Genomic DNA, 24,297 nt, shown 5'->3' with positions numbered 1-24,297 from the left:
GTTGAAAGGAAGCGCTGGCCGGTGCATCACAACCGGCCAGCACAGCAATCATTCAGCAGCCATCATGCCAGCGATGGAATACATCCCGTCGTCACCCTTGATCAGCATCAGCGTGACTGTATCGCCGGCCACCACATCGCCCAACATCTGCGCATCCGGCAGCAAGGCGAGGTCCATCGTCATGGCGGGCCAACCGATTTCGGGGATCGGCTCGTGGCTGATATTGGCGGTACCATCGCCCAGGGCGTTCACCACGGCTTTGGTATGCACAGCACCATCCATGTTTTCGGCGCTCATAGCGGAGTGGTCCATATTTGAGTGGTCCATCGTGGAGTGGTTGGTCTGTGCCATCGCCAAGGGTGTGCTTAGCATCAGAGCGAAGAGGGTAAGCGAGAGAATTTTCATGAGATAGGCCTTTCAGGTTGGGTTGATTATTCGGCGGGAAGTGCTGCGTCGGGCGGACCCTCAGCCAGCAGCAAGGTGCGGTTGACGCGGCTCAGGGCCAACCGCTTCCAGATCACAAAGATCGACGGAATGACAAAAAGGGTGAGAACGGTGGCCGTGGCCATACCGCCGATCATCGGGGCGGCAATGCGCTGCATGATCTCGGAGCCTGTGCCGGTGCCGTACATGATAGGGATGAGGCCCGCGAAGATGGTTGCGACAGTCATCACCTTGGGCCGCACGCGCAGCAGAGCGCCCTCAAAGACGACCTCTTCCACATCCAACGGGGTCATCTCCCGCCGCTCGGCAGCCGCCTGTTTACGGCGCTTTTCCCATGCAAGGTTAAGGTAGAGCAGCATCACAATCGCCGTCTCAACCGCCACACCCGCAAGGGCAATGAACCCCACCAGCACAGCAACGGAGATATCGAAGCTGAGATACCACAGGAACCAGACGCCCCCCGCGAGGGCCACAGGCAGGGCGGCAAGAATGATGCCCACCTCGATCACGCGGTTAAACGCCATGAACAGCATCAGCGTGATGATCAGCAGCGTCGCCGGGGCCACCAGTTTGAGCCTTTCCTGCATCCGCTGGATATACTCATACTGGCCTGACCAAGTGATCGAATAACCCGCAGGCAAAACCACCTGTTCCGCTACAGCAGCACGCGCCTCCTCGACATAGCCGCCCAAATCACGGCCCGCGATGTCGATGAAGACAAACCCAGTGCGGCGCGCATTCTCGGAGCGGATCATGCCCGGTCCATCGACGACTTTGATCTCGGCCAGTGTGCCCAGCGGGATATGCGCGCCCGACGGCGTGACGACAGGCAGATCGCGCAGACGCTCGGGGCTGTCACGCCAATCCTGCGGATAGCGCAGATTGATTGGAAACCGCTCCAGCCCTTCGACAGATTCCGACACTTGCATCCCGCCAATGGCTGTCTGCACCACATCCTGAATGTCGCGCACACTCATCATATACCGCGCAGCCGCCTCGCGGTCGGGGTTGATCTCGATAAACCGCCCGCCAATGGGCCGTTCGGCATAGGCCGAGGTTGTGCCCTCTATACCACCTGCAATCCGCTCAACCTCGATCCCGATCTGCTCGATCACACGCAGATCAGCGCCGGATATTTTAACCCCCACAGGCGTTTTGATGCCCGTAGCAAGCATGTCGATCCGGTTCTTGATCGGCTGTATCCAGACATTCGTGACACCGGGGATTTGCACGACACGGTCCAACTCTGCGCGGATGCCATCCATGGTCATCCCCTCACGCCAGTCAGCCTCGGGTTTGAGCTGGATCGTCGTCTCGATCATCGTCAGCGGTGCGGGGTCCGTCGCCGTATCGGCACGCCCCAGCTTGCCATGCACTGTCAGCACTTCGGGCACTGTGGCGATGAGGCGATCGGTCTGTTGCAGCACCTCACGCGCTTTGCCGATGGACACACCGGGATAGAGCGACGGCATGTAAAGGAAATCGCCCTCGTTCAGTTCCGGCATGAACTCGCTCCCGATACGTTGCAGCGGCCACCACATGGAGGCGACCAGCAGACCCGCGAGCATTGTCGTGGCCCAAGGCCAAGCCACAGCGGCATCAAGGAACGGGCGGTAGATAAAGATCACCAAACGGTTGAGCGGGTTGCGATGCTCAGGCACGATGCAGCCGCGCACGAAATAGCCCATAAGCACAGGGACCAGCGTGATCGACAGGATCGCAGCGGCGGCCATGGCGTATGTCTTTGTAAAGGCGAGCGGTTTGAACAGCCGACCCTCCTGACTTTCCAGCACAAACACGGGCAGAAAACTCACTGCGATAATAGCGAGGGAGAAGAACAGCGCAGGCCCCACCTCCTCACAGCATTCAGTGACGATGCGCCACCGGTTTTTATTGGTCAAAACTTCCTTCTCCAGCCGCCGATGCATCGCCTCGATCATCACAATCGCCGCGTCTACCATCGCGCCAATAGCAATGGCGATGCCCCCCAGCGACATGATATTGGCGTTCACCCCTTGCAGTTTCATGATAATAAAGGCGGCAAAGATCCCCAGCGGCAGCGACAGCAGGATCACCAGCGAGGAGCGGACGTGCAGCAGAAACGCAGCGCAGACCAGAATGACGACTATGAATTCCTCGGTGAGCTTTGATTGCAAGTTTTCGATGGCCCGCTCGATAACGCCCGCACGGTTGTAGGTCGTGACGATCTCGACGCCTTCCGGCAGGCTCTGGCGCAGCTCGTCGATCCGCACCTCTACTGCCTTGATTGTCGACAGCGCATTACCACCCCAGCGCAGTATCACGACGCCTCCGACTGCATCGCCTTCGCCATCAAGCTCGCCCACACCGCGGCGCATTTCTGGTCCAAGCCGGATGTCAGCCACATCGCCCAGTGTAAGCGCTGCACCGCGTTCGTTTACCATCAGCGGCGCTTTCGCCAGATCGGCGATCTCGTCGACGTACCCCGTTGAGCGGACCATAAATTCGGCCTCGCCCATCTCGATCACGCTCCCACCCGTCTCGCGGTTGGCCCCTTGAATGGCGGCCTGAATTTGCGTCAGCGTTATATCATAAGCACGCAGTTTGTTGGGATCGACCACGACCTGATACTGTTTGACCATGCCACCAATCGTGGCGACCTCGGAAACACCATCGACGGTCTGCAATTCGTATTTCAGAAACCAGTCTTGGATCGTGCGCAACTGTGCCAAATCATGCCCGCCCGTGCGGTCGATCAGAGCATATTGGTAAATCCAACCTACGCCCGTGGCATCCGGCCCCAGCTGTGGCGAGACACCTTCAGGCAAGTTCGCCGTGATCTGGCCGAGGTATTCCAGCACACGCGTGCGCGCCCAATACAGATCGGTGCCGTCCTCGAAAACCACGTAAACATAGCTATCGCCGAAGAACGAGAAGCCGCGCACGTCGCTGGCCCCCGGCACGGCCAGCATTGCGGTGGCGATGGGATAGGTAACCTGATCCTCGACGACCTGCGGGGCCTGACCTGCATAGGGCGTGCGCACGATCACCTGCACATCCGACAGATCAGGGATCGCGTCCACGGGCGTGGTACGGATCGCCCAGATGCCTGTCACGGCCATCATCATCGCCAGCGCAAGGATGATGATCCGGTTTGCAATCGAGCCGCGAATGATGGCGGCGATCATTGCCCAACCTGCGCCGCTGGTGCGATACCTTTGAGCGTCATTGAGAAGTCAGGGTTGCGGAGGAGTTGGAGCACAACCTCCTCACCGACAGGCAGCGATGCTGGATCAACAGCGGGATCAACCGCGAAATCCATAGTCATTCCCGGCATCCCTATCTCCATCATGGGGCCGTGGGTGATGTTGGCCATACCAGTATCAGAGTCGATTGCGTTGATCGTGCCCGACACCTCCATCGGAGGCACCACAGGCTCGGCCGCAGCAAGCAGCATCGTCATCCCGTCTGGGCGAGCAAAGGTTAGCGTCAGCTCTGTACCCATGACAAGCGTCTCGGCGTCGAGAGTTTCATCCAGTGCGAAACCCATCGTCATTCCGGGCATACCGATTTCCAACATCGGACCATGGGTGATCGTGGCCATGCCTGTCGCAGGGTCTATCGCATCAATCGTGCCAGACACGATGATCGGCGGGATCATGGCGTCTGGTTTCACAGCCATAGGCGTCTCTGCCTCCCCCCCCATCGCATCACCGCGCAAAGCGACAATCGTGAACAGACCATCATCCCCTTTGGTCAGATCAAACTCGACAGGCTGATCCAATGTCACATCGCCCACGTCGATACCTGCTACATCCATGTCCATCTGCATCGCAGGCCAGCCGAGTTCGGGGATCGGATCATGCTCCATCGTGAGCTTGCCATCTGCCGTGACCGCCAGAACCTTACCCCTGCCCGTTGCCGCAATCCCGTCGTCAGACCCCAGCTCAATCAGGCTCAGAAGACCGTCCGCGCCACGAGCTGCACGGAATGCAACCTGCTGGCCAACTTGCAACCGATCCAGCGCGATATCGCTGCGCAGCGCAAAACGGGACGTCATCGCTGGCCAGTCCAGCGTCTCAAGCGCTGCATGACGGATCGTCGCGATACGCGTTTCGGGATCGAGCGCCACCAGCTCACCTGCCCCGCGTGCCGGCACCTCATCAGTCGGCGCCATTCGCATCAAACCAGCGCTCAGCGCGCTTTCGCTGTCGATCAGGAATTGCGCAGAGGCCACAACTTCCTCGCCCGGTGCCAGACCCTGTACCACTTCCGTGCGCCCACCACCGCCAAAGCTGTCGCGCAGGCCTGTGGTAATCAGGCGCGGTTTGAAAGTACCCTCGCCCGTCTTGAGAATAACCCGCTCAGCCGCGCCGTTGCGAATGATCGCCTCGGTCGGCACGGTCAGCGCAACACGTGTCTCGTTCGGGATTAGGCTCACATTGCCAAACATATTGGGGCGCAGCAGCCCCTCGCTGTTGTCGAACCGCAATCGCACGGGCAGTGTTCGGGTCTGTGCATCAAGCGCGGGATAGACGTAGTCGATGACCCCTTCAAAAGTGCGGCCATTCAGATGCTCGAACGTTGCTACAGCACGCATGTCATCGGTCATCCGTGCAATATCACGCTCGAATACATCAACGATAAGCCAGACAGCGCTCAGATCAGTCAGCGAGACGGCCCGCACACCCGGTTGGAGAAACATGCCATCGGCGGCTTCAAGGCCAGTGACAACACCGTTTTGTGTGGCAATCACTTCAATATTACGGGCGATCTCGCCACTTTTTTCGATGCGGGCGATCTGTGCGTCAGACATACCGTGGCTGCGTAGCTTACCCCGTGCGGCATCTATGATGCGTTTATCCCCTGCCTCAATGGCACGCAGCAGATCAAACGAAGATGAGCCTATAACTTGGCTGAACATCTCGAACAGGACATCCCCTTTGCGCACGGGATCACCAACCGCACGCACATTCAGTGCCTCGATCCAGCCATCGACGCGGGTATGAACATGGCTTGTGAGATGTTCGTCATAGCCGACAAAACCTACCGTCTCGATCCGACCCGATATATCAGAGATTTGTGCAATCGCCGTACGCACGCCAATGGCGTTGATCTCTGCAGCCGACAGCATTACCTCAGAGGGGTCGCTAGAGGGCTCCTGCCCCGCCATAACAGGTATCAGGTCCATCCCCATGGGAGATTTCCCCGGACCGGGCTGGCGGAAATTCGCATCCATCGGAGCCACCCAATAGAGAATTTCAGGTCCGCCATCACCCGCCATATCCGAAGGGTTCAAATACAACCGCTCCAGAAAAACACCGCCACCAACGCCCGCGCAGAGTGCAAGCACACTCAGGGCTGAATATCGTCCACGCATGGTCACCTCGACCCCAACTGAGCAAAAAGCGCAGCCGTTTCTAATCACTAACAATCACGCAGCCCCAATGAGGCGCGCACACAGAGAACTGATCAGATGGCTTGTGGAGGGCGGTCTTTTGAAATGCGCAGATACGAAGGCATGATCATCGCCTGTTCAATACCCTTGTTACTGGGCAGCAAAACGTCCGATGTCAGCAACTTGAATGGCGCTGAATTCTCATGAAAGCAGCACATGAAAGCCATGCAATCCGCAGATCCTTGGTGGTGCGCATCCATTGCAGGCATATCGTGATCCATCTCGGCAGCGCCGACATGCGCCATCTCGCTGTGGTCCATCGTCATGTGGTGCTCAGCCGTCGAAGCCGCAAGGGGTGATGCAACCGCAGGAGAAACAAACTGAAACACCATAACACAAATCAAAACCAAAACGCCCAATGGCCTAAGAGCCGTCTTGGTGTGCGAAGTTTGGTTTACGTGCTGCATCTCGATGACATGCAACCGATCATTCACTATTTCAAGTAAGAAATTCGTGAGGTCCGGGTAAAGGCGCCAGTTTGCAATCGCTACAACTGGACCCACCCGCGCGCAGTGCGGATGATGGCAATGCACTGCTGCTCCGCCTTCTGAGCAGACTTTGCGAACGCGCAAGCATCGGCATGAAAATCAAAGTTACGGGCAATTTTGGCTAAGCAACGTAAGAAAATTTCGCCTAGTCGCCATCCGGACGATCCGCAGCGAGTGCCAGCGCTTTTTCCGATTTGTCCGACGTCACATAGAGTTGGACCTCAGAGCAGATTGAGAGTTGGAGGCCTTGGCTCGTTTGTGTGACCGTTTGTGCTACATATTTTGATCTCAAAAGCGGCGTTTTTCACTGCTCGGCAGGGTTGTGTGCACCCTGATCCCGAGAGGGGGATTGTAATGATGGACGAAGCCTTAGGTCTGGCGCTAAAGGGTGCCGAGCGGAAGGTAGCTAAGCTTTCAGCATCACTGTTTCGATTGCAGCCAGCAAGACGGTTTCTCCGAAAGGTTTGGTTAAAACTTTGCAGTTTCCAAGTGCTGCAGCGGAGGGGACATCGACGCCGCCGGTCGCAAAGATCACTGGCAGGTACTGATTCAAACCTCTGGCGTCCTGAGCAAGTTCCTCACCTGACCGATCAGGCAATCCTATATCGCTGATCAGCAAGTCGACAGCTTCTTCTTTCAAAAGATTGAGAGCACTTTCCGCATTTGCCGCCTCAAATATGCTATGTCCAGCATCACGCAGAATCTCAGAAATATCCATCCGGATCAAAGCATCATCTTCACAAATCAGAATGCTCAAACCGTCGCTCTTTGTCGTGCTTTCTGATCTGGACTGCACGGGTAACGCCGCCATTTCGTTCGAAAGCTTCGAAAGCGTGGTTCCTTCAGTTCCAAGGACGTTACGCACCTTTTGGGCCAATTCAACCTGCGTATAGGGCTTGCCGATCAATTGAATCCCTTCAACCAAACGGCCTTCACGCACGACTGCATCTTGTACAAATCCGGACGTGAACAGCACCGGAATATCAGAGCGCAAAATTTGTACCTGTTGCGCCAGTTCGTGCCCATTCATTTTACCAGGCATTACCACGTCGGTAAACAAGAGGTCGATGTCGTCGCGATCATCCAACACATTCAACGCCTGCTCCGCGTCACATGATTGAAAAACAGTGTACCCAAGGTCAGTCAACAAGTTGAAAGCAGTTTCGCGCACCTCGTCGTCGTCTTCGACCAACAGGATCGTTTCGGACCCACCTACCAGCCCATGATCTATCGTGGGCTGTAGGACCTGCTCAGACTCAAGGGTGCGGGGCAAGTAAATGTACATGGTGGTGCCCTCGCCGATCTTACTGTCGAGCGCCATATGACCGCCAGATTGCTTTGCGAAACCATAAACCATCGACAGTCCAAGACCTGTCCCATGGCCGTTTGCCTTAGTCGTGAAAAAAGGCTCGAATATGCGCTCAGCGGTTTCATTCGACATGCCGCATCCCGTATCGGTTACGGCCAACCTGATATACTCGCCAACTTTGACGTCCGGATGGAGTTGCATAAAGGCTTTGTCCAGCAAAACGTTGGATGCATGTATTGTCAGCTTCCCCTGCCCCTCCATTGCGTCGCGGGCATTAATCGCGAGGTTGAGCAAAGCGTTTTCCATGCTATTGGGATCAACGCTGGTATTCCATAGATCATCTTCAAAATGGGTTTCAAGGTCGACTCCCTCACCGACCGCGCTGTGCAAGATTTCCTTGGTATCTTCGACGAGGCGATTTAGCCTGATAACCACAGGGGCAAGAGGCTGTTTGCGAGCAAAGGACAAAAGTTGTGAGGCAAGTGTCGCCCCACGCTTCACACTTGTCACGGCCTGATCCAGCCGCTTTTGAACAGTTGAGTTTTCTGGCATACTCCGCATTGCGATCTGCAAATTGCCCATCACAACCTGAAGAAGGTTGTTGAAATCATGTGCAATCCCCCCCGCCAAGCTGCCAATAGCTTCAAGCTTCTGACTCTGACGCAGTTCTGCGTTCAATTCCTCAAGTTCACGATTTCTCTTTTCAACCCGCTCTTCAAGCGTGGAATTAAGCTTGGAAATTTGAGCTTCAGCATTTTTTCGCTCTTCAATATCGGTGTTTGTGCCAACCCAACCTGTTAACGTCCCATCGTCGGACCGCAATGGAGTTGCCCGCACGATATGCCAGCGAAAACTGCCATCGGCTTTGCGAATGCGAAATTCGGTTTCATAACCTTCGCCTTTCTCGATGGCGGCAGTCCACTCTTCCACGGCTGTTCCCAGATCGTCAGGATGAAGAACCCGTACCCAATCCGCTCCATAAAGCTCGCCCTCGGAGTAGCCGGTGAATTCATAGATCCTGACGTTCAACCAGTTCAGGCTGCCATCCCTATCAGCCGTCCAGACATGAACTGGCATGGTCTGTGCCATCGTTCGGAATTTTTCCCGCGTAGCGGTTAACGCGGCCTCGGCATTTTTCTGGTCGGTTATATCGTGCCCTTGGACAAAGATGCCCATCGGCGCACCAGTTTCGTCCTTCAGCGGGTAGAATATAAAATCAACAAAATGCTCCTCAAGGGGTGCGTCAGGCGAAGATCGGAGTTTAGCCAACATTGATTTAACTGAAAATGACTCACCCGACTCAAACACCTGATCGAGTAATTCGTAGAAACCTTGTCCCTCGATGTCTGGCAAGGCCTCGCGCACTGGCAACCCCACAACATCTCGGGCACCTATCAAGTCGTTGTAGGCCTGATTTACAAAACGAAAGACATGTTGTGGTCCGTCTAACACTGCCATGAAACCGGGGGCTTGATCGAAGGCGGACTGAAAAAACTCTGTTGCCTTGCCAAGAATCAGGTTTTCGGATGCAACGGCTTCCGCGCGTTGCATAAGCCCGGCGCTGCGTGTGTTCTCTCCAGTGACGGCGACCTGTGCATCACGGTAGAGATCAGTCACATCAAAAGTATTCTGCAAAATGAATTCGACGCGCCCTTCGTCATCCAGAATGGGGGTATGCGTCGCGCTCCAAAACCGTTCTTCAAAATTACCATCCGCGGCTTCGATTGGGTAGGAAATCAGCGGAAGATGATCAGCTTTTCTATTCGCTAACACACGTCGGAAAGATCCACGCAGCATCTTGTCGGAAACGGAATCGGACGGAGCCGGGAATTCTTCGGTTAGGATACGGCCGATTATCGACTCGCGGCTCCTTCCCGTCAGTTCCAGATAGGCGTTATTAGCCCAAACCATTCTGAGGTCAGGATCCAGCAAAATATAGGGTGACGGTGCATTTGCAAAGATTGCGTCCAGATCAATATTCATCGGGTGGATCCACTGAGCTTATTCAATTTAAAACTATGATAATACTTGGTACGCAATTTAACCGACTGATCGACGGAAAATATCACATAAGAAACAGCAAGCCGCAATCCCGTTCCTGAACAGCCGCTTGCCTATTTATAAGCCGTCGATAAAGCAGCTGCGACAAGACACGTTCCCTGCCCTTTCCGAAGCCTTTTTTCAAAACCGTGAACGGGCCATAGCGACCGTTGTTTTGTCGCGCGGCGAACGGCAGCATCAGCCGGTTTTGCCAGATACTGCACGGTCCACGAATGGCAGTTTATGCGCGCTTGACCGGCAAGACATCGTTTTCTATTTTGAAACCACACGTAGAGGAGTGAATGGCAATGGATAAACGCCTCCGGTAATTCGGCTATCCGCCTTTCGGGCGGCAATATGCTCTGAGCAATTGACGCTAGGAATCCATCGTACATAAATCTCACGGAGCTTTTATGCCCAGATTACAGAACAAAACCGCCCTCGTAACAGGGGGTGCGCGAGGTATTGGTGCCGCCATCGCAAGCGCCTTCTGCGATGAAGGGGCTGAGGTCATACTGACCGATATTGACGCCAAGACCGGGCAACTCATGGCCGACAAGATCGGTGCAACCTTTGCAAACCTCGATGTGGCATCCGAGGCTGATTGGGATGCAATAGCAGAGCGCTTTCCCGACCTCGACGTGCTGGTCAACAACGCTGGCATCACCGGTCTTGAAGGTCCGTTTGATGGCTCGCCGCCCGCTCACGACCCTGAAAACGCCTCCTTGGCTGACTGGAGAGCCGTTCATGCCGTGAATAACGACGGCACCTTCCTGGGTTGTCGGTATGCCATCCGCGCCATGCGAAAAAAGGGGCTAGGAAGCATTATCAATATCTCGTCCCGCTCTGGTCTTGTCGGCATTCCAATGGCCGCTGCTTACGCCGCATCGAAAGCTGCAATCCGCAACCACACAAAATCGGTCGCACTTTACTGTGCCAGTCAAAACCTCGCCATCCGCTGTAACTCAATCCATCCGGCAGCGATCATGACGACAATGTGGGAACCGATGCTTGGCAACGGCCCCGATAGGGCGGACCGCGAGGCGGCAATGGTGGCCGACACACCCCTGCAGCGTTTCGGCACAGCTAAAGAGGTCGCAGCCCTTGCCGTCATGCTCGCCTCTGATGAGGCCGCCTACATGACAGGATCTGAGCTGACGATTGATGGAGGTATTCTCGCTGGGTCAGCCGCAACGCCCGGTAGGTGATGAATGATAGAAATTGAAGAACAAGTGCAAGCAATACTGCTAAATAGCGGTGCAAGAGTCAGCCGGAACACTCACACCACCCTACTGGAAATCTTGGGCGTTGATGTCCGCAAAGCGGAGTTTAGCGCTGCGCCAAACTTGAAAGTCCGGACTCCGCGCTGCGTTAACATGCAGCGCGGATGTCCATGTGGGCTGAATTGTTTGCTTTGAAGGCGAAACCAAATTTTCTCAAGAACTCGAAACAACAAATCAATTCTCCGGAAAGAACCGCGCGATTTAACGCTCGTGTCTAAAACCCCGGATAATGCTGGTTGCCAGAAACGTAATCGCTGCGACGCACACAATCGAGGGGCCTGCGGGTGTATCAAGCACATAGGCCGCGCGCAGACCGACAATGGCGGACAGCATCCCGATCAGACCGGCGGCGACGGCCATGCCTTCGGGCGTTCGCGACAACGGGCGTGCGGCTGCGGCCGGTATTATTAACATGGCCGCAATTAGCAGCACGCCAACGACTTTGATCGCAACCGCAACCGTAATGGCCAGCGCAATCGTCAACACCAGTTGCTCGCGTTTTGGATTGATCCCGCTGGCGTAGGCGAGATCCTCGTTCAGTGTTGAAGTCAGCAGCGCAGACCAACGCCATCCGATCAGCGCGACAACAAGTGCGGCCCCGCCCCAGATCACCGAAAGGTCTACGCGCGAGACTGCCAGAATATCGCCAAAGAGATAGGCCATCAGGTCGATCCGCACGCCCGAGATGAAGGACACTGCGACCAGCCCGAAGGCTAGCGCGGAATGCGCAAGGACACCGAGCAATGTGTCCATCGCATAGCCCCTGCCAGACAATACGTTGACGACCAGCGCCATAAGCAACGCCACCGTCATGGTGCCTACGAAAATCGACATCGAGAACGCTAGCGACAGGGCAACGCCGAGGATGGCGGCATGCGCCGTCGCATCCCCGAAATAGGCCATGCGTCGCCAGACCACAAAACATCCCAAAGGTGCAGCCGCAAAAGCCACGCCAATTCCAGCGAGGGCGGCACGCACCATAAAATCGTCAAACATTATTCTGCAGCCTCTGTATGGTCGTGGTCATGGGGGTGATCGCCGTGGTCATGACCGTGGTCGTGATCGTGCTCATGCCGGTACAGCGCCAATGCGCCACCCGTTCCTGTCCCGAACAAGGCGCGGTATTCCGGTGCAGATGCCACCACCGCTGGCGTTCCTTCACAGCAGACATGACCGTTCAGGCATATGACACGGTCAGACGCGCTCATCACGACGTGCAATTCGTGACTGATCATCAGAACAGCGCAGCCTGTATCGCGTCGCACAGTTTCGATCTGTTGATAAAACGAGGCCGAGCCCCGCTGGTCAAGGCCTTGGGTGGCTTCGTCCAAAAGCAGTAGATCCGGCTTTCCGATCAATGCACGGGCAAGCAAAACCCGTTGGAACTGACCGCCCGACAGTTTTGATAATTGCGCGTTTGCCAAGTCCGGCACGCCTGCGTGTTTTAGAGACTGGTCTATGTCCGCAACTGCGACGCCGCCGGGCAATTTCAAAAATCTTGAAACCGTAATAGGAAGTGTTTCGTCGATCTGCAGCCTTTGCGGAACATAGCCGATTTTCACGCCGCTCCCTTGAATGACGCGCCCTTTTACCGGTTTCACCGCACCAATAATCGCGCGCAGCAGGCTGGTTTTTCCGGAACCGTTCGGGCCGACAATTGTGACAATCTCACCCGGCTCCACACTCAATGATACACCCGACAGCACCATCCTTGTGCCATAACAGACGCTGAGGTCTTCAACCTGTATAAGGCTCATACGTCGGCCTTTTCTGCGCACGCGGGGCAAACACCTTCGGCTTCCACTACAGTACGCTCTATCCTAAATCCGGTGGCACGTGCAGCGTCGCCCAACGCACCCCGCGCGGGGGAAGATTGCGCTTCCGCGACCGCATCGCACAAGCGGCAGATCATGAAGGCCGGTGTATGGGAGTGACTGGGGTGAACGCAGGCAATGAATGCATTCAGACGCTCGATCTTATGGGCCAAACCATTTGCTACAAGGAAATCCAACGCACGATATGCGACAGGAGGTTGCGATCCAAACCCTTCTTCGCGTAGCCGGTCCAGTATGGCGTAAGCGCCAAGTGCACGGTGATCTTGCAATAATATCTCAAGCACTTTTCGCCTTACCGGAGTAAAACGGAGGCCTCCACCAGCACAATGGGCCTCGGCTGCGGCAAGAGCCTCGCTCATACAGGTCCGGTGATCATGCTGCGCAAACCCCAAGGGGCCGCCTGCAGCATCCGATCTTTTCAAGTCACTTGTCATGTTATTACATTTCGTCTAGTCAGTGTGTGATGTTATATAATCACATGGAGACCCCGATGTCCAGAAAGCTTCTCACCCTATCGTTGGCTACAACTTTGATGGGGGGAACCGCGCACGCGGACACGCCGCAGGTCGCCGTCGATATTGCCCCAGTACATTCTTTGGTGGCAAGGGTCATGGACGGCGTCGGCAAACCCGATTTGATCGTCCAACCTGGTGCAAGCCCCCATGAATACAGCCTGCGCCCGTCCGAAGCTGCGGCTTTGCAGAATGCGGATCTTGTGTTTTGGATTGGGCAAGATTTGACACCTTGGCTGACCCAGACGATTGAAACACTGGCACCGGATGCCGCAGTGACTGCGTTGCTTGAGACAGATGGGACGATTGAACTGGAGTTCCGCGAAGGTGCATTGTTCGGAGCCCATGACCACAATGATCATGGTACGGAAGATGACCAAGAAGATCATGCCGAGGAAGGCCATAAAGCAGAAGATCACGATAACCATACCAAGGACGGGCATGAAGATCACGCCAAGAAAGAGGCCGGGCATGATGAACATCGTGAAGATGAAGCCAGCCACGAAGGTCATGACCATGGCGCGCATGATCCACACGCATGGCTATCACCAAAAAATGCGATGACATGGTTGAACGTGATTGCAGGTCAACTCTCTGCCGCCGATCCGGAAAATGCGGGTGCCTATTTTGCGAATGCAACAGCAGGCCGAACTGAGATCGAAGCCTTGATCGGTGAGATCACCGCAACCCTTGATCCTGTGCGTGATGGGCAATTCATCGTTTTCCATGATGCCTATCAGTACTTTGAGTTAGATTTTGATTTTCCGGCCTCGGGGGCAATTTCGATTAGTGATGCCTCTGATCCCAGCCCGGCAAGGATCGCGGAAATCCAGAACAGGATCGCCGAGCAAGGCATCGATTGCGTTCTCGCCGAGCCGCAATTCAATGCAAGCCTAGTTGCAACTGTTCTGGACGGGACCGAAGCAAAGACAGGTATTCTAGATCCACTTGGCTCTGATCTGGAACCGGGTCCGGCCCTCTACCCTCAACTGATCCGGAATCTGTCTACTGCACTCGCGGGCTGTATGTGAAAGCCTTTGCCCTGTAAAACCGCCAGATCAAAATTTGGCGTGATTACGGGCCCGTGGCACATAATTTCAGTGCCCTTCGTTCGGTCTGATGTGCCTTGGTGAGCGCGCCAAGGCACATCAGCTTCGGCGATGAGGGGCGTCTTGATTGATTGCCATCGCTCTGTCCATCGCGGTAAATGGCGCCGTCGCTTGAAGCGCCGTGTCTCTGTTGCGGCCACGCGCATGGCCCTGGTGTTAACGATGAAAGAATACTCCCATCGACCTGCGCCGTGATCGCATTTACCACCAGCGCCGCGATGGGGCCATGGCTGGTGCATTATTGGCATTTATTATCGCGACCCGCTGGGAAGCTTTTGACATCCGTTGCCTCGCCGAGATCCCGATAGGGCTTGGGACCGCCGAGTTCAATTTGAAGGTTGCGGAATCCAAAGTCGCCGCACGGCGGTTGGCTGGGTTCTGGACGCGGGAAGAACAAAGGTTGGAGGCATCTTTACCATGCCATCAGCGTTCGCCTGTTAGTGCCAAACTTGACCTAAAGCATGTTGACCGCGCATCAAAGGTCCTGTCATGCAACTTTCAAGCACCGAGCTGATTGCGCATGGCCTGATAAACCACCGCCGTAGCGACATTTGCCAAGTTGAGAGACCGAACAAGTGGATTTCGCATGGGCAGATGAAATACACGGTCGTCCATGCCATCTAAAATCGCAGCAGGCAAACCTGCGGATTCACACCCGAAAACCAGATAAGCATTCTCTTGATACTCTGGTTCGTAGACGCTCTGCGCACCGTGTTCCTCAAAAAAATACAGGCTGTCGCGCGGTGGCTTTCGATCATTTACAAAGTGCTGCCAGCTGTCAAATTCGGTTAAATGAACATGCTTCCAATAATCCGTTCCAGCCCGCCGAACGGCCTTTTCATCAAGGGAAAATCCGTAAGGTTTGATCAGGATCAACTCCAAGTTGAGGGCCACACAGGTCCGCCCGATCGCACCGGTATTGTAGGGAATTTCAGGTGTCACCAGTACCATTTTCAGACAGGGTTCAGACATAGGATGCACGCGCTTTCAATTTTAAGGGCGCAGTCGCAACCCCTCGTTAGTACGCGGGTAACCTAATTGGGCGCCCCTGAACACCGTCAACTTTGACTACCTATTCTGCTCATGGCCAGAGCCGGCGAAACCGCATCGATTATCAATTGAGGAGGTGGCCGCTTCAGGAAAGCTGTTCGAAAATCGTCTGATTTGGGTAAAAAGCTCGGCTTATCGGACGTTGAGGTTTAACGATTTGCACCTATCTGACTTTGCCATCGCTTGAGGTGGACAAATCTCTCCGGCAATTGGTGCAGTTTTAGGATCGTGTTGATGCCCTGCATTCAAAACCAAAAGCACGGAGAGACCACCGTTAAAAATGAATGACAAACTGTCAAAGAGACCAACTGCCTCTGTCAGAATTGTAATCGGATCAAGATTACCATGGTCCCCCGGAAGGTTTCGTCCTGCATCGCTGCCCGCTATTATTGGAGACCCGAAGTTTACCTGACCGGCGCCACTGGAGTCGCGACCGCGAAATTCTGGAAATGCATCAAAGCCAAAGTCAATTTTAATAAAATTGTATCTGTGGAAAGACCTTCGGCCTATTGTGCAAAAGATTATATTAATACTCGGAACCTATCTTTGTGAAAATGGCGTGGCACCAACACTCTGCAAAGGTCCAAAAATGCAACTTTCCCGAAGAAACAAACTGTCGTTTAAATTACCGGCTTTCGTTGCGATCATTATTGCCGTGGTTGCGGGTATTCTTTCTACTTTTACCTTTGTGTCCGGAAGGGCCATTGCGCTAGAGCAGGCAGACACAAAGCTGCAGCTCATTCTCACAAACCGCCAAGAAGCGATTCAGAAATGGTACTTTTCACTCAATGCGCTTGCTACATCGCTTGCGCGCAACCCGTCCACCGTTGAAGCCGCAACCAATATTAACGCAATCTGGTCGATCATGGACGAAGCTGACCGCCGCGAGTTGCAAGCATCCTTTACGACACTCAATCCGTTTGATTTAGCAAAACGTAGCGAGCTGGTCGTCGCAGACGAAAACCGCGGATACGACCACCTGCACAAACGCTATCACGAGTTTTTCAAATATTTCAGCACTACCAACGCATTCTACGATCTATTTTTAGTAAACCCGGAAGGCGATATTATTTACTCTGTCGCGAAAGAGGGGGATTTTGGCCAAAATGTGACTACAGGCGAACTTGCGCAATCGGGTATAGGTCAGTCATTTGCCCAGTCTATTTCGAATGGCGCCGCTCAAACACACCTTTCCGATTTTCAGGTCTACTCAATCAGCGCAAGTGCAATCGCGGCCTTTGCTTCAACGCCTGTGCTCGATGCCGATGGCGGGCTGAAGGGTGTCTTGATCCTGCAGATCAATCATTCCGGCTTTACGGCACTGATCAACAATCCACAGGGCTTAGGCGAAACGGGACAGACCTATATCGTCAACCCATCTGGGCAGTTGTTGGTCGATAGCCGTTTTGGGGATGGTCCAAAAGCAATGCAAATCGTAGATTTATCACCCCAAATTGCTGCCGGTCTAAAAGGCCAGACTTTTTCCTCGATGGCGGCAAGTGGCTTAATAGATCAAGATGTGAGCACCAAAGTTGTTCCTCTAGTCCTCGACAGTGCGAACTATGCTTTGGTCGCCGAGCTGTCAAATGCGGAAATCTTTCAAGATCTCAACGTGCAGCGCAACAATCTAATCTTAATTTCACTCCTCTCTGCCGGACTGCTGAGCCTTTTAGCCTGGTTTTATATCAATCGCGTGACATCTGCGCTCAAAAAATTGGGCGAAGACATGAGCGATGTGGCCGATGGCAATTACGACGTCGACGTCTTGGCCACCAGACGCAAAGACGAAATCGGCGAGATTGGCGCAGTATTGGTTGATTTCCGAACCAAGCTGCACACCGCAGCCGAGCAGAGCAAAGAACGCGTTCTGGCCCGCCAAGAGCAGACAAAGACCCTTGAGGTCTTGCGTGCAGGCTTGGTGCAGCTTGCAGAGGGTGACCTTTCTAAACCCATCAACCAGAAATTTAACGCAGAGTATGAAAGCCTTCGCGCCGATTTCAACACCGCGTTGACCACATTGAGTGAGGCGATAACAAGCGTGATGGAGGCTTCGGGCAGCGTCCAGCACGGCGCGCAAGAGATCAGCCAAGCCTCTGACGATCTATCGAACCGCACCGAAAACCAAGCCGCGACACTGGAACAGACCGCCGCCGCACTTGATCAACTTACAGCAAGCGTGAAGTCCGCAGCGGATAGTGCCAAATCCGTTGAGACCATTGTAGTCGAAGCCCAATCAGAGGCCGAGGCAAGTGGGCAGGTCGTCTCGGATGCGATTTCAGCGATGAACCAAATTGAGCAATCATCCAAACATATTTCCCAGATCATTGGCGTCATCGACGATATTGCTTTCCAAACCAACTTGCTTGCGCTGAATGCCGGCGTCGAAGCGGCTCGCGCAGGCGATGCTGGCAAGGGTTTTGCAGTGGTAGCGTCCGAAGTGCGGGCTCTGGCGCAACGCTCCTCCGATGCTGCCAAAGAGATCAAGACGCTCATCAAAGGCAGCGTCACGGAAGTCGAACGTGGCGTCCAACTGGTCGAAGGGGCGGGTAAAGCCCTGACAAGTATCGTTCAGCGCGTCACACACATCTCGGATCTGGTGCGGACCATGGCCACCGGCACGTCCGAGCAAGCCGTCGGATTGGTTGAAATCAATATCGGTGTGAACCAATTGGATCAGGTAACTCAGCAAAACGCCGCAATGGTAGAACAAGCAACTGCTGCTAGTCATACATTGAAAGCTGATGCTGTGCGTCTGCAAGAGATGGTGCAGCGGTTTAAGACCAACCAGGCTGAGACCCCTATCTTCAAAACAGCTTTGGCATGCACCAATGTCGAGCGTGTGCAATTCCAACCCGCAGCCGAGGTTACGTTCACCGCAGTACGGAGCGAAATGCCAATCGCGCGCCAAGCAACAGGTATGAAAAATGCCGCTGCATCTCAAAATAACTGGACCGACTTCTGATCAGATCGATCCAGCTTAAACGCGTTAATCACGAAGGTATGTATGAGCAGCAAGAGCATCATCGTCGCGACCCCCTATTCAGCAGATCTAAACAGGTGGCAAAACATTTTGTCTGACACACCAGAAGTACACATCAAGGCGCACGCACCCAGCTTAATGGAGCTGTTTGACAAGGTCGAACATGGTCCACCAAATGTCGTCCTGATCGAGTCCGGTCTCTGCGCCACGGATGAGTTCGAATTAATCGTGACTCTTTTTGACGCGCTAGACGTCCGATGGTTGAAATTCACGCACGGTGACAAACTAAATGACGGGCGAGACAATGCCTCACAACTTTTCAAAAACGGCGGCCTATTTTCGATATCGCTTACCCAAGATGACCGTTTATTGATCGGTCAAGTGCTGTCGACCGCGTATTCCAGACAACGTGCAGAACCTCCCGTTGAACGTATGGCCTCGGCGACATCTAGGCGGTTCAAACGCATCGTTCTCATTGGGTCGTCTACGGGCGGTGTCGACGCGTTGAAGAATGTCCTCTCGAAATTCGATGCAGACTGTCCACCAACCGTCGTTGTACAACATACCAGCCAAGGTTTTGGTGGCGGGCTGACCCGTGTCTTAGGCCGCGCAAGTGGTGCGCGGATAAAGCCGTTTGAACCCAACGCGCTACTGCGAAGCGGCACGGTATACGTTATTGCCGGCCTACCTCAGCACATCGTTCTGAACCCAAGCAATCGCCCCTATTTGCAGACTTGCTCGGATCCACCGATGGATGGTCACATGCCATCAATTGACAAACTTTTTTTATCTTGCGTCCCATTTGCCAACCGCATTGTTGGCTGCATCCTGACGGGGATGGGCAAAGACGGCGCGCGAGGTTTGCTTGAGTTGCGCAAAGCAGGCGCCCGAACGTTGTCACAAGACCGCGAAAGCTCCGTGGTTTACGGCATGCCGAGTGCGGCATGGTCGACGGGGGCGTCAATGCAACAAGTACCGTTAACGGCGATGGGCGAAACCATCCTGAGAGAGGCGACCCTATGAGTTTTGCAACAGGGCGACCTGCCCCAACAGGTTCAGCGGGCCAAGCAAAGACTGTAACTGTTATCCAGGGCGAGATCGAGATATCCAACGACCCGAAAGTCATACTGTCAACAATTTTGGGGTCTTGCGTGGCCGTCTGTTTGTGGGATCAGCGCGCGGGAGTCGGTGGAATGAACCATTTCCTGCTGGCCCAAGGAGGCGCACGAAATGACGTCAAATATGGTGCTTATGCCATGGAAATGTTGATCAACCGCCTGTTGCGTGCAGGCGCGCAACGCAGCGCATTTCAATGCAAAGTTTTCGGCGGGGCGACTTTGTCAGGTTTTGGCAATGAAATTGGTCGCGCAAACGCAGCATTCGCACGCAAATTTCTCGCTGATGAAGAGATCGCCTGCGTTGCGGAAAGCCTCGGGGGGGGATCAGCCGCGCCGCATCAGATTCAGCCCGACCACCGGGAAAGTGCAAATGCTTTTTGTACAGCCTGTAGACGTCGCACCGGCGACACCGCCTCGCGCAACTGCCACACCCGACATAACAATGTTTTAACGGTAGGTATGCTCAGCACAAGTCCCCCTACCCACGGACGCTAATGCGGGATTATTGGTCAGACATTGCGCAATCCTATCGATCTAGCCCACTGCGCTAAAGTAAATATTAACGAAACCGCTGCTAAACTCTGGACTAACTTCGACCGACCACGCGCAAATTTTGCTAATGGAAAGCAAACCGTTTTATGACAAAACCCCAGACATTTGTACTCGAGCATGAGCCGAGAAAAGACCTTCCAGAAGATCTATTTACATTCTTGAACGACAACAAAGACCACAGCGTCGAGATCGACTTGAGTGGCGTAAAAGCACTGTCTGGTCGTCATATTGAGCTGTTGTTGTCGGCTTCACAAAGCTGGCGTGCAGCCGGGCTGCCGCTTGTGCTGGTGCGCGCGGACAAGACGTTAATTGAGCGGCTATGCGCCTTTGGCATGCCTGCCAACCTCTTCTCGGAAGGAAACTAATTTGAAAACCAGTGTGCTTGCAATCGACGACTCGCGGACGATCAGAACGCTGCTGCGTCAAGCTTTGGAACAGGATGGGTTCGAGGTGCACGTCGCGGAGGACGGTATCGATGGAATTAAAAAGTTTGATGAAATCAAACCGGATGTCGTCATTACAGATATTAATATGCCGAACCTTGACGGCTTTGGTGTAATTTCTCAACTGCGCGGTTCTGTGCACAAGACGACAGTGCCAATCCTTGTTTTGACCACCGAAAGCTCGGCCGAATTAAAGAACCGCGCGCGCGATTTGGGTGCGACGGGTTGGATTGTAAAGCCCTTTGACGACGTAGCGCTTGTGCAGGTATTGCGCAGGGTGACCGGCCATGTCTAACAGTGATGACATCCGCGCGATGTTTTTTGACGAATGCAGCGATCTTATGGAATCACTGTTTGAGGGTCTTACCCGGCTCGAAGAAGGGGTGCCTGAAGAAGACACGGTGAACGCCGTATTCCGCGCGGTACACTCGATAAAGGGTGGTGCTGGTGCCTTCAAATTAGCCGATCTGGTATTATTTGCGCATAAGTTCGAGACAGTTCTGGACGAACTGCGCAGCGGTCGGCTTGAACAAGACGATAAGCTGATCCCGACGATGCTTCGCGCTGCAGATCACTTGACCCATCTGGTGGAAGTCGCCCAATCGGAGAGTGAGATCAATCATTCACGCGGCACTGAACTGTTGGCCGAGCTTAATGCCTACGTTGATGCAAGTGTTTTGCCCGAAGCTGAATTTACGCCGATGGCAATGGACTTTGACACGATGTTCATGCCGCCGACACCCAATGAAACGCTAGAAATCGAATTTCGCCCCCACGCTAAACTATATCACAACGGGCATGACCCGCTGCTGCTGATCGACGCATTGCACAAACAAGGCGCACTTTCTGTGGCAATTGATCTGGATGCGATTACCCGGTTTGAAAATTATGATCCAGACGCGCCAACTCTTAAATTCAAATTGACTTTTTTAGCTTCCGAAGCGAAGCGATTGATCAAAGAGAACTTTGAGTTTGTTGACGGTATTTGTGATCTTACCATAACTGAATTCACGCCAGAAATAGCAGTTGTAGAAACAGCTGCAGCCCAATCGCAACCTGACCCTTTGGTTGTTGAGCCTTCTCCCACAAAAGCCCTGGATACGTCTCCGAAAACGTCCGGATTTTCGGGCCGCGGAGAACCTGCAAATGCCACCTTGCGTGTGGAATTGGAGAAGGTAGATCGGCTGATAAATACAGTCGGCGAGCTGATAATAAACCAAGCCATGGTGAACCAGCGTATTGAGCAGCTGAATCTAGCCAATGACAGTGATCTTTGGAGCGATATGGCAGACTACAAAGTGCTTGCACGCGACTTGCAAGAAGGTGTGATGTCTATCCGTGCCCAGCCTGTGAAGCCTCTGTTCCAACGTATGGCCCGCATAACGCGCGAAGCTGCTGATACTAGTAAAAAGTCGGTTCGGCTCGTGCAAGTTGGCGAGAACACAGAAGTCGATAAAACAGTGATTGAGCGGCTCGCTGATCCCCTAACCCACATGATACGAAATGCCGTTGATCACGGACTTGAAAATGGTGAAGGTCGTAAGGCAGCGGGCAAGGCCGAAGTGGGAACAATCACATTGTCCGCCCGTCATATGTCCGGAAATCTGATGATTGAAGTTGCTGATGACGGCGGCGGCCTAAACCGTGATCGGATATTGGACATCGCTATCAGCAAGGGCTTAGTGCCGCGCAATGCTGAATTACAAGACGGCGAAATTGACAAACTTTTGTTCCTGCCAGGGTTTTCAACCAACAAAGAAGTGTCTGAGCTATCGGGACGTGGCGTCGGGATGGATGTTGTTAAAACTGCCGTTCAAGCGCTAGGCGGGCGCATTGCGATCAGCTCGGCGCTAGGTAAAGGCACTACATTTGCAATCGTCCTGCCACTGACGTTGGCAGTAGTCGAAGGCATCGTCATCTCGGTTGCAGGAGAAACGATGATCGTGCCGATCACAGCAGTGCTGGAAACCTTTCGCCCCAAGAAGAGCGAGATTTTCCGACTGGCATCAGGGGGGCGGGTCCTGTCGATCAGAGGGGAATATGTCCCCATCGTTTCCGTAGCAGGATGCTTAGGCTTCGAGGCTGGTATGGCGGATCCGCAGACCGCTGTTCTGGTGTTGGTCGAAAATATGGATCACAGCCGTTTTGCGTTAGAGGTCGATTCCATTCACGATCAAAGGCAAGTGGTTATCAAATCCGTCAGCGGCGATTACGGAACCATTCCCGGTGTGTCGGCCGCAACAATAATGGGCAACGGACAAATTGCCTTAATTCTTGATGTGGATCACTTGTCCAACAAAGAGAATGTCGTGGCGAGCATGCCTCCCCCCCCATCTCAAACAGCGAGCATGTCAAATGAATGATCTTAGTCCAACTATACAGGCCGACATCCTGGAATGTGTAGCATTTTCGGTATCGGGACAACTCTACTGCTTTGACATTATGAATATACGCGAGATCCGAAGATGGGCGAAGGTGACCACCCTGCCCCATGCGGACAGCCACGTCCTGGGTGTGATGAATCTGCGCGGCAATGTGGTGCCAGTGTACGATCTATCTGCCCACTTCGGCCTTGGAAAAACCCAAACCAACCAGCGCAATGTGGTGATCATCGCCGATGTAAGTGGCCAGACTTTCGGGTTGTTGGTCGAATCCGTATCCGAGATCATGGCCGTTTCGCGCAATGATGTGCAAGCCACACCTGCCGGGGCCAAAGGGGTGCAAGGCTCGCTGATCGAAGGGCTGATATCTGTTGGCGATGACATGGCGCAGCTCGTCGATCTTAAAAACCTGCTATCTGGCTCGGACATGAATCTATGAACATACGAGCGCATGCTGGAGCATCCGAGACGCCACCAGAGCTGAGTACCGCAGATTTCGAAGCAATTGCAAATTTTGCCCTTCGCGAATTCGGGCTCAGTTTGCCAGCTTCAAAAACACAGCTCGTCAAATCGCGGTTGGCGCGTCGTTTGCGAGCGCTCAATCTCCCCAACTTTGCCGCATATCGGAGTTTGCTTGAGGGGCCAAACGGTCAGGCAGAGCGGAACGAATTATTATCGTCACTCACCACGAATGTGACCAAATTTTTCCGCGAGATCCATCATTTCGAGGATCTTTTGAGAGATGTGATGCCTCAACTTGTCGCCCGTGCGTGCCAAGGAGAGCGTGTCCGCATATGGAGCGCAGGATGTTCATCTGGGCAAGAGCCCTATTCGATCGCATTGACCGCATTGAAATGCCACCCTGACATTGCAACGAAAAACTTCAAAATTCTCGCCACAGATATCGATCCATCAATAATAGTTAAGGCGCGCGAAGCAACTTACCGGGATGATGAGATTGCTGCAGTGGACAAAAAAATTTTTCGCGTGTCCGATATTGTCCGGTCCGTGCAGGTGAAAGAGGGCTGCTTTACCGTATCAAAAGATGTGCGCAGCCTTGTCACCTTTGGCGTTTTGAACCTCATCGAAGAACTGCCGTTTAACGGCGCGTTTAACGTGATCTTCTGCCGTAACGTCGCAATCTACTTCAACCGTGAAACACAGCAGAGCGTATGGAGCCGATTTTCATCGTTGTTACCATCTGGCGGTAAGTTATTTATCGGCCACTCCGAGCGGATCATGCGAGCGGATCAACCAAAATTAGAACCGTGCGGCGTCACAGTTTATAAAAAACTCTGAAATACGATCAACAAGTT

Annotated in this window: 19 protein-coding genes; 10 read left to right on the top strand and 9 right to left on the bottom strand. The window is 53.9% G+C overall.

Going from position 1 to position 24,297, the window contains the following annotated elements; all coding sequences use genetic code 11:
* Positions 1 to 48: 48 nt before the first annotated feature.
* The 5 genes from C8N30_RS12765 to C8N30_RS12745 all read right to left on the bottom strand — a co-directional run bounded on the left by C8N30_RS12765 (position 49) and on the right by C8N30_RS12745 (position 9,661).
* Positions 49 to 405 carry a copper-binding protein gene (locus C8N30_RS12765; protein WP_025062397.1) on the bottom strand — a complete coding sequence of 119 codons (357 nt, stop codon included), beginning with the start codon at positions 403 to 405 and terminating at the stop codon, positions 49 to 51.
* Between the two features lie 26 nt (positions 406 to 431).
* Positions 432 to 3,611 (bottom strand): efflux RND transporter permease subunit, encoded by a 3,180-nt coding sequence (locus C8N30_RS12760; protein WP_025062398.1) that lies wholly within the window; start codon positions 3,609 to 3,611, stop codon positions 432 to 434.
* Positions 3,608 to 5,803, bottom strand: coding sequence for an efflux RND transporter periplasmic adaptor subunit (locus C8N30_RS12755; protein ID WP_025062399.1), 2,196 nt, complete (start codon positions 5,801 to 5,803; stop codon positions 3,608 to 3,610). Before C8N30_RS12755 ends, C8N30_RS12760 begins: the two co-directional genes overlap by 4 nt.
* A 92-nt stretch (positions 5,804 to 5,895) precedes the next feature.
* The gene (locus C8N30_RS12750) at positions 5,896 to 6,147 is read right to left on the bottom strand and encodes a hypothetical protein (protein ID WP_147419703.1); all 252 of its coding nucleotides are present in this window, start codon (positions 6,145 to 6,147) and stop codon (positions 5,896 to 5,898) included.
* A 628-nt stretch (positions 6,148 to 6,775) separates the two neighbouring features.
* Positions 6,776 to 9,661: a hybrid sensor histidine kinase/response regulator gene (locus C8N30_RS12745; RefSeq protein ID WP_025062401.1), complete on the bottom strand. Its 2,886-nt coding sequence runs from the start codon at positions 9,659 to 9,661 to the stop codon at positions 6,776 to 6,778.
* 470 nt (positions 9,662 to 10,131) lie between these two features.
* On the opposite strand from C8N30_RS12745, the gene C8N30_RS12740 reads away from it, so the two are divergent.
* Positions 10,132 to 10,926, top strand: coding sequence for an SDR family oxidoreductase (locus tag C8N30_RS12740; protein ID WP_025062402.1), 795 nt, complete (start codon positions 10,132 to 10,134; stop codon positions 10,924 to 10,926).
* A 276-nt stretch (positions 10,927 to 11,202) separates the two neighbouring features.
* Here C8N30_RS12740 and C8N30_RS12735 read toward each other — a convergent pair whose 3' ends face one another.
* Genes C8N30_RS12735 through C8N30_RS12725 form a run of 3 tightly spaced genes read right to left on the bottom strand, consistent with a single transcriptional unit; the run spans position 11,203 to position 13,270 of the window.
* A complete protein-coding gene (locus tag C8N30_RS12735) occupies positions 11,203 to 11,997 on the bottom strand; it encodes a metal ABC transporter permease (protein ID WP_025062403.1) in 795 nt (264 codons plus the stop codon).
* Positions 11,997 to 12,758 carry an ATP-binding cassette domain-containing protein gene (locus tag C8N30_RS12730; protein WP_025062404.1) on the bottom strand — a complete coding sequence of 254 codons (762 nt, stop codon included), beginning with the start codon at positions 12,756 to 12,758 and terminating at the stop codon, positions 11,997 to 11,999. Before C8N30_RS12730 ends, C8N30_RS12735 begins: the two co-directional genes overlap by 1 nt.
* The gene (locus tag C8N30_RS12725; RefSeq protein WP_025062405.1) at positions 12,755 to 13,270 is read right to left on the bottom strand and encodes a Fur family transcriptional regulator; all 516 of its coding nucleotides are present in this window, start codon (positions 13,268 to 13,270) and stop codon (positions 12,755 to 12,757) included. Before C8N30_RS12725 ends, C8N30_RS12730 begins: the two co-directional genes overlap by 4 nt.
* A gap of 56 nt (positions 13,271 to 13,326) precedes the next feature.
* Here C8N30_RS12725 and C8N30_RS12720 point away from each other — a divergent pair, with 56 nt between their 5' ends.
* The gene (locus tag C8N30_RS12720) at positions 13,327 to 14,379 is read left to right on the top strand and encodes a zinc ABC transporter substrate-binding protein (RefSeq protein WP_025062406.1); all 1,053 of its coding nucleotides are present in this window, start codon (positions 13,327 to 13,329) and stop codon (positions 14,377 to 14,379) included.
* 576 nt (positions 14,380 to 14,955) lie between these two features.
* On the opposite strand, the gene C8N30_RS12710 is transcribed toward C8N30_RS12720, so the two are convergent.
* A complete protein-coding gene (locus C8N30_RS12710; protein WP_025062408.1) occupies positions 14,956 to 15,429 on the bottom strand; it encodes a tRNA (cytidine(34)-2'-O)-methyltransferase in 474 nt (157 codons plus the stop codon).
* 667 nt (positions 15,430 to 16,096) lie between these two features.
* On the opposite strand from C8N30_RS12710, the gene C8N30_RS12705 reads away from it, so the two are divergent.
* The 8 genes from C8N30_RS12705 (at position 16,097) to C8N30_RS12670 (ending at position 24,280) form a co-directional block, all read left to right on the top strand.
* Positions 16,097 to 18,469, top strand: a complete 2,373-nt coding sequence (locus C8N30_RS12705) for a methyl-accepting chemotaxis protein (protein WP_025062409.1) — start codon at positions 16,097 to 16,099, stop codon at positions 18,467 to 18,469.
* Between the two features lie 42 nt (positions 18,470 to 18,511).
* A complete protein-coding gene (locus C8N30_RS12700; RefSeq protein WP_025062410.1) occupies positions 18,512 to 19,510 on the top strand; it encodes a CheB methylesterase domain-containing protein in 999 nt (332 codons plus the stop codon).
* 170 nt (positions 19,511 to 19,680) lie between these two features.
* Complete coding sequence (locus tag C8N30_RS12695; RefSeq protein WP_232222822.1) at positions 19,681 to 20,100, top strand: hypothetical protein; 420 nt, start codon at positions 19,681 to 19,683, stop codon at positions 20,098 to 20,100.
* Positions 20,101 to 20,243: 143 nt separating this feature from the next.
* Positions 20,244 to 20,522: a hypothetical protein gene (locus C8N30_RS12690; protein WP_025062411.1), complete on the top strand. Its 279-nt coding sequence runs from the start codon at positions 20,244 to 20,246 to the stop codon at positions 20,520 to 20,522.
* A 1-nt stretch (position 20,523) separates the two neighbouring features.
* On the top strand, positions 20,524 to 20,895 hold the full coding sequence (locus tag C8N30_RS12685; protein WP_025062412.1) for a response regulator: 372 nt from the start codon (positions 20,524 to 20,526) through the stop codon (positions 20,893 to 20,895).
* A gap of 19 nt (positions 20,896 to 20,914) precedes the next feature.
* A complete protein-coding gene (locus tag C8N30_RS12680; RefSeq protein ID WP_170151177.1) occupies positions 20,915 to 22,963 on the top strand; it encodes a chemotaxis protein CheA in 2,049 nt (682 codons plus the stop codon).
* Entirely contained in the window at positions 22,956 to 23,420 is a 465-nt protein-coding gene (locus tag C8N30_RS12675; RefSeq protein ID WP_025062414.1) for a chemotaxis protein CheW, read from the top strand. The genes C8N30_RS12680 and C8N30_RS12675 overlap by 8 nt, the downstream gene beginning before the upstream one ends.
* Positions 23,417 to 24,280, top strand: a complete 864-nt coding sequence (locus C8N30_RS12670; RefSeq protein WP_025062415.1) for a CheR family methyltransferase — start codon at positions 23,417 to 23,419, stop codon at positions 24,278 to 24,280. Before C8N30_RS12675 ends, C8N30_RS12670 begins: the two co-directional genes overlap by 4 nt.
* Positions 24,281 to 24,297 lie beyond the last annotated feature (17 nt).

Origin of the sequence: Sulfitobacter guttiformis (genome assembly GCF_003610455.1) — a bacterium.
Lineage (GTDB): Bacteria > Pseudomonadota > Alphaproteobacteria > Rhodobacterales > Rhodobacteraceae > Sulfitobacter > Sulfitobacter guttiformis.
Note: the sequence above shows the minus strand (reverse complement) of the source record. Positions and strands in the feature narration are given on the sequence as shown.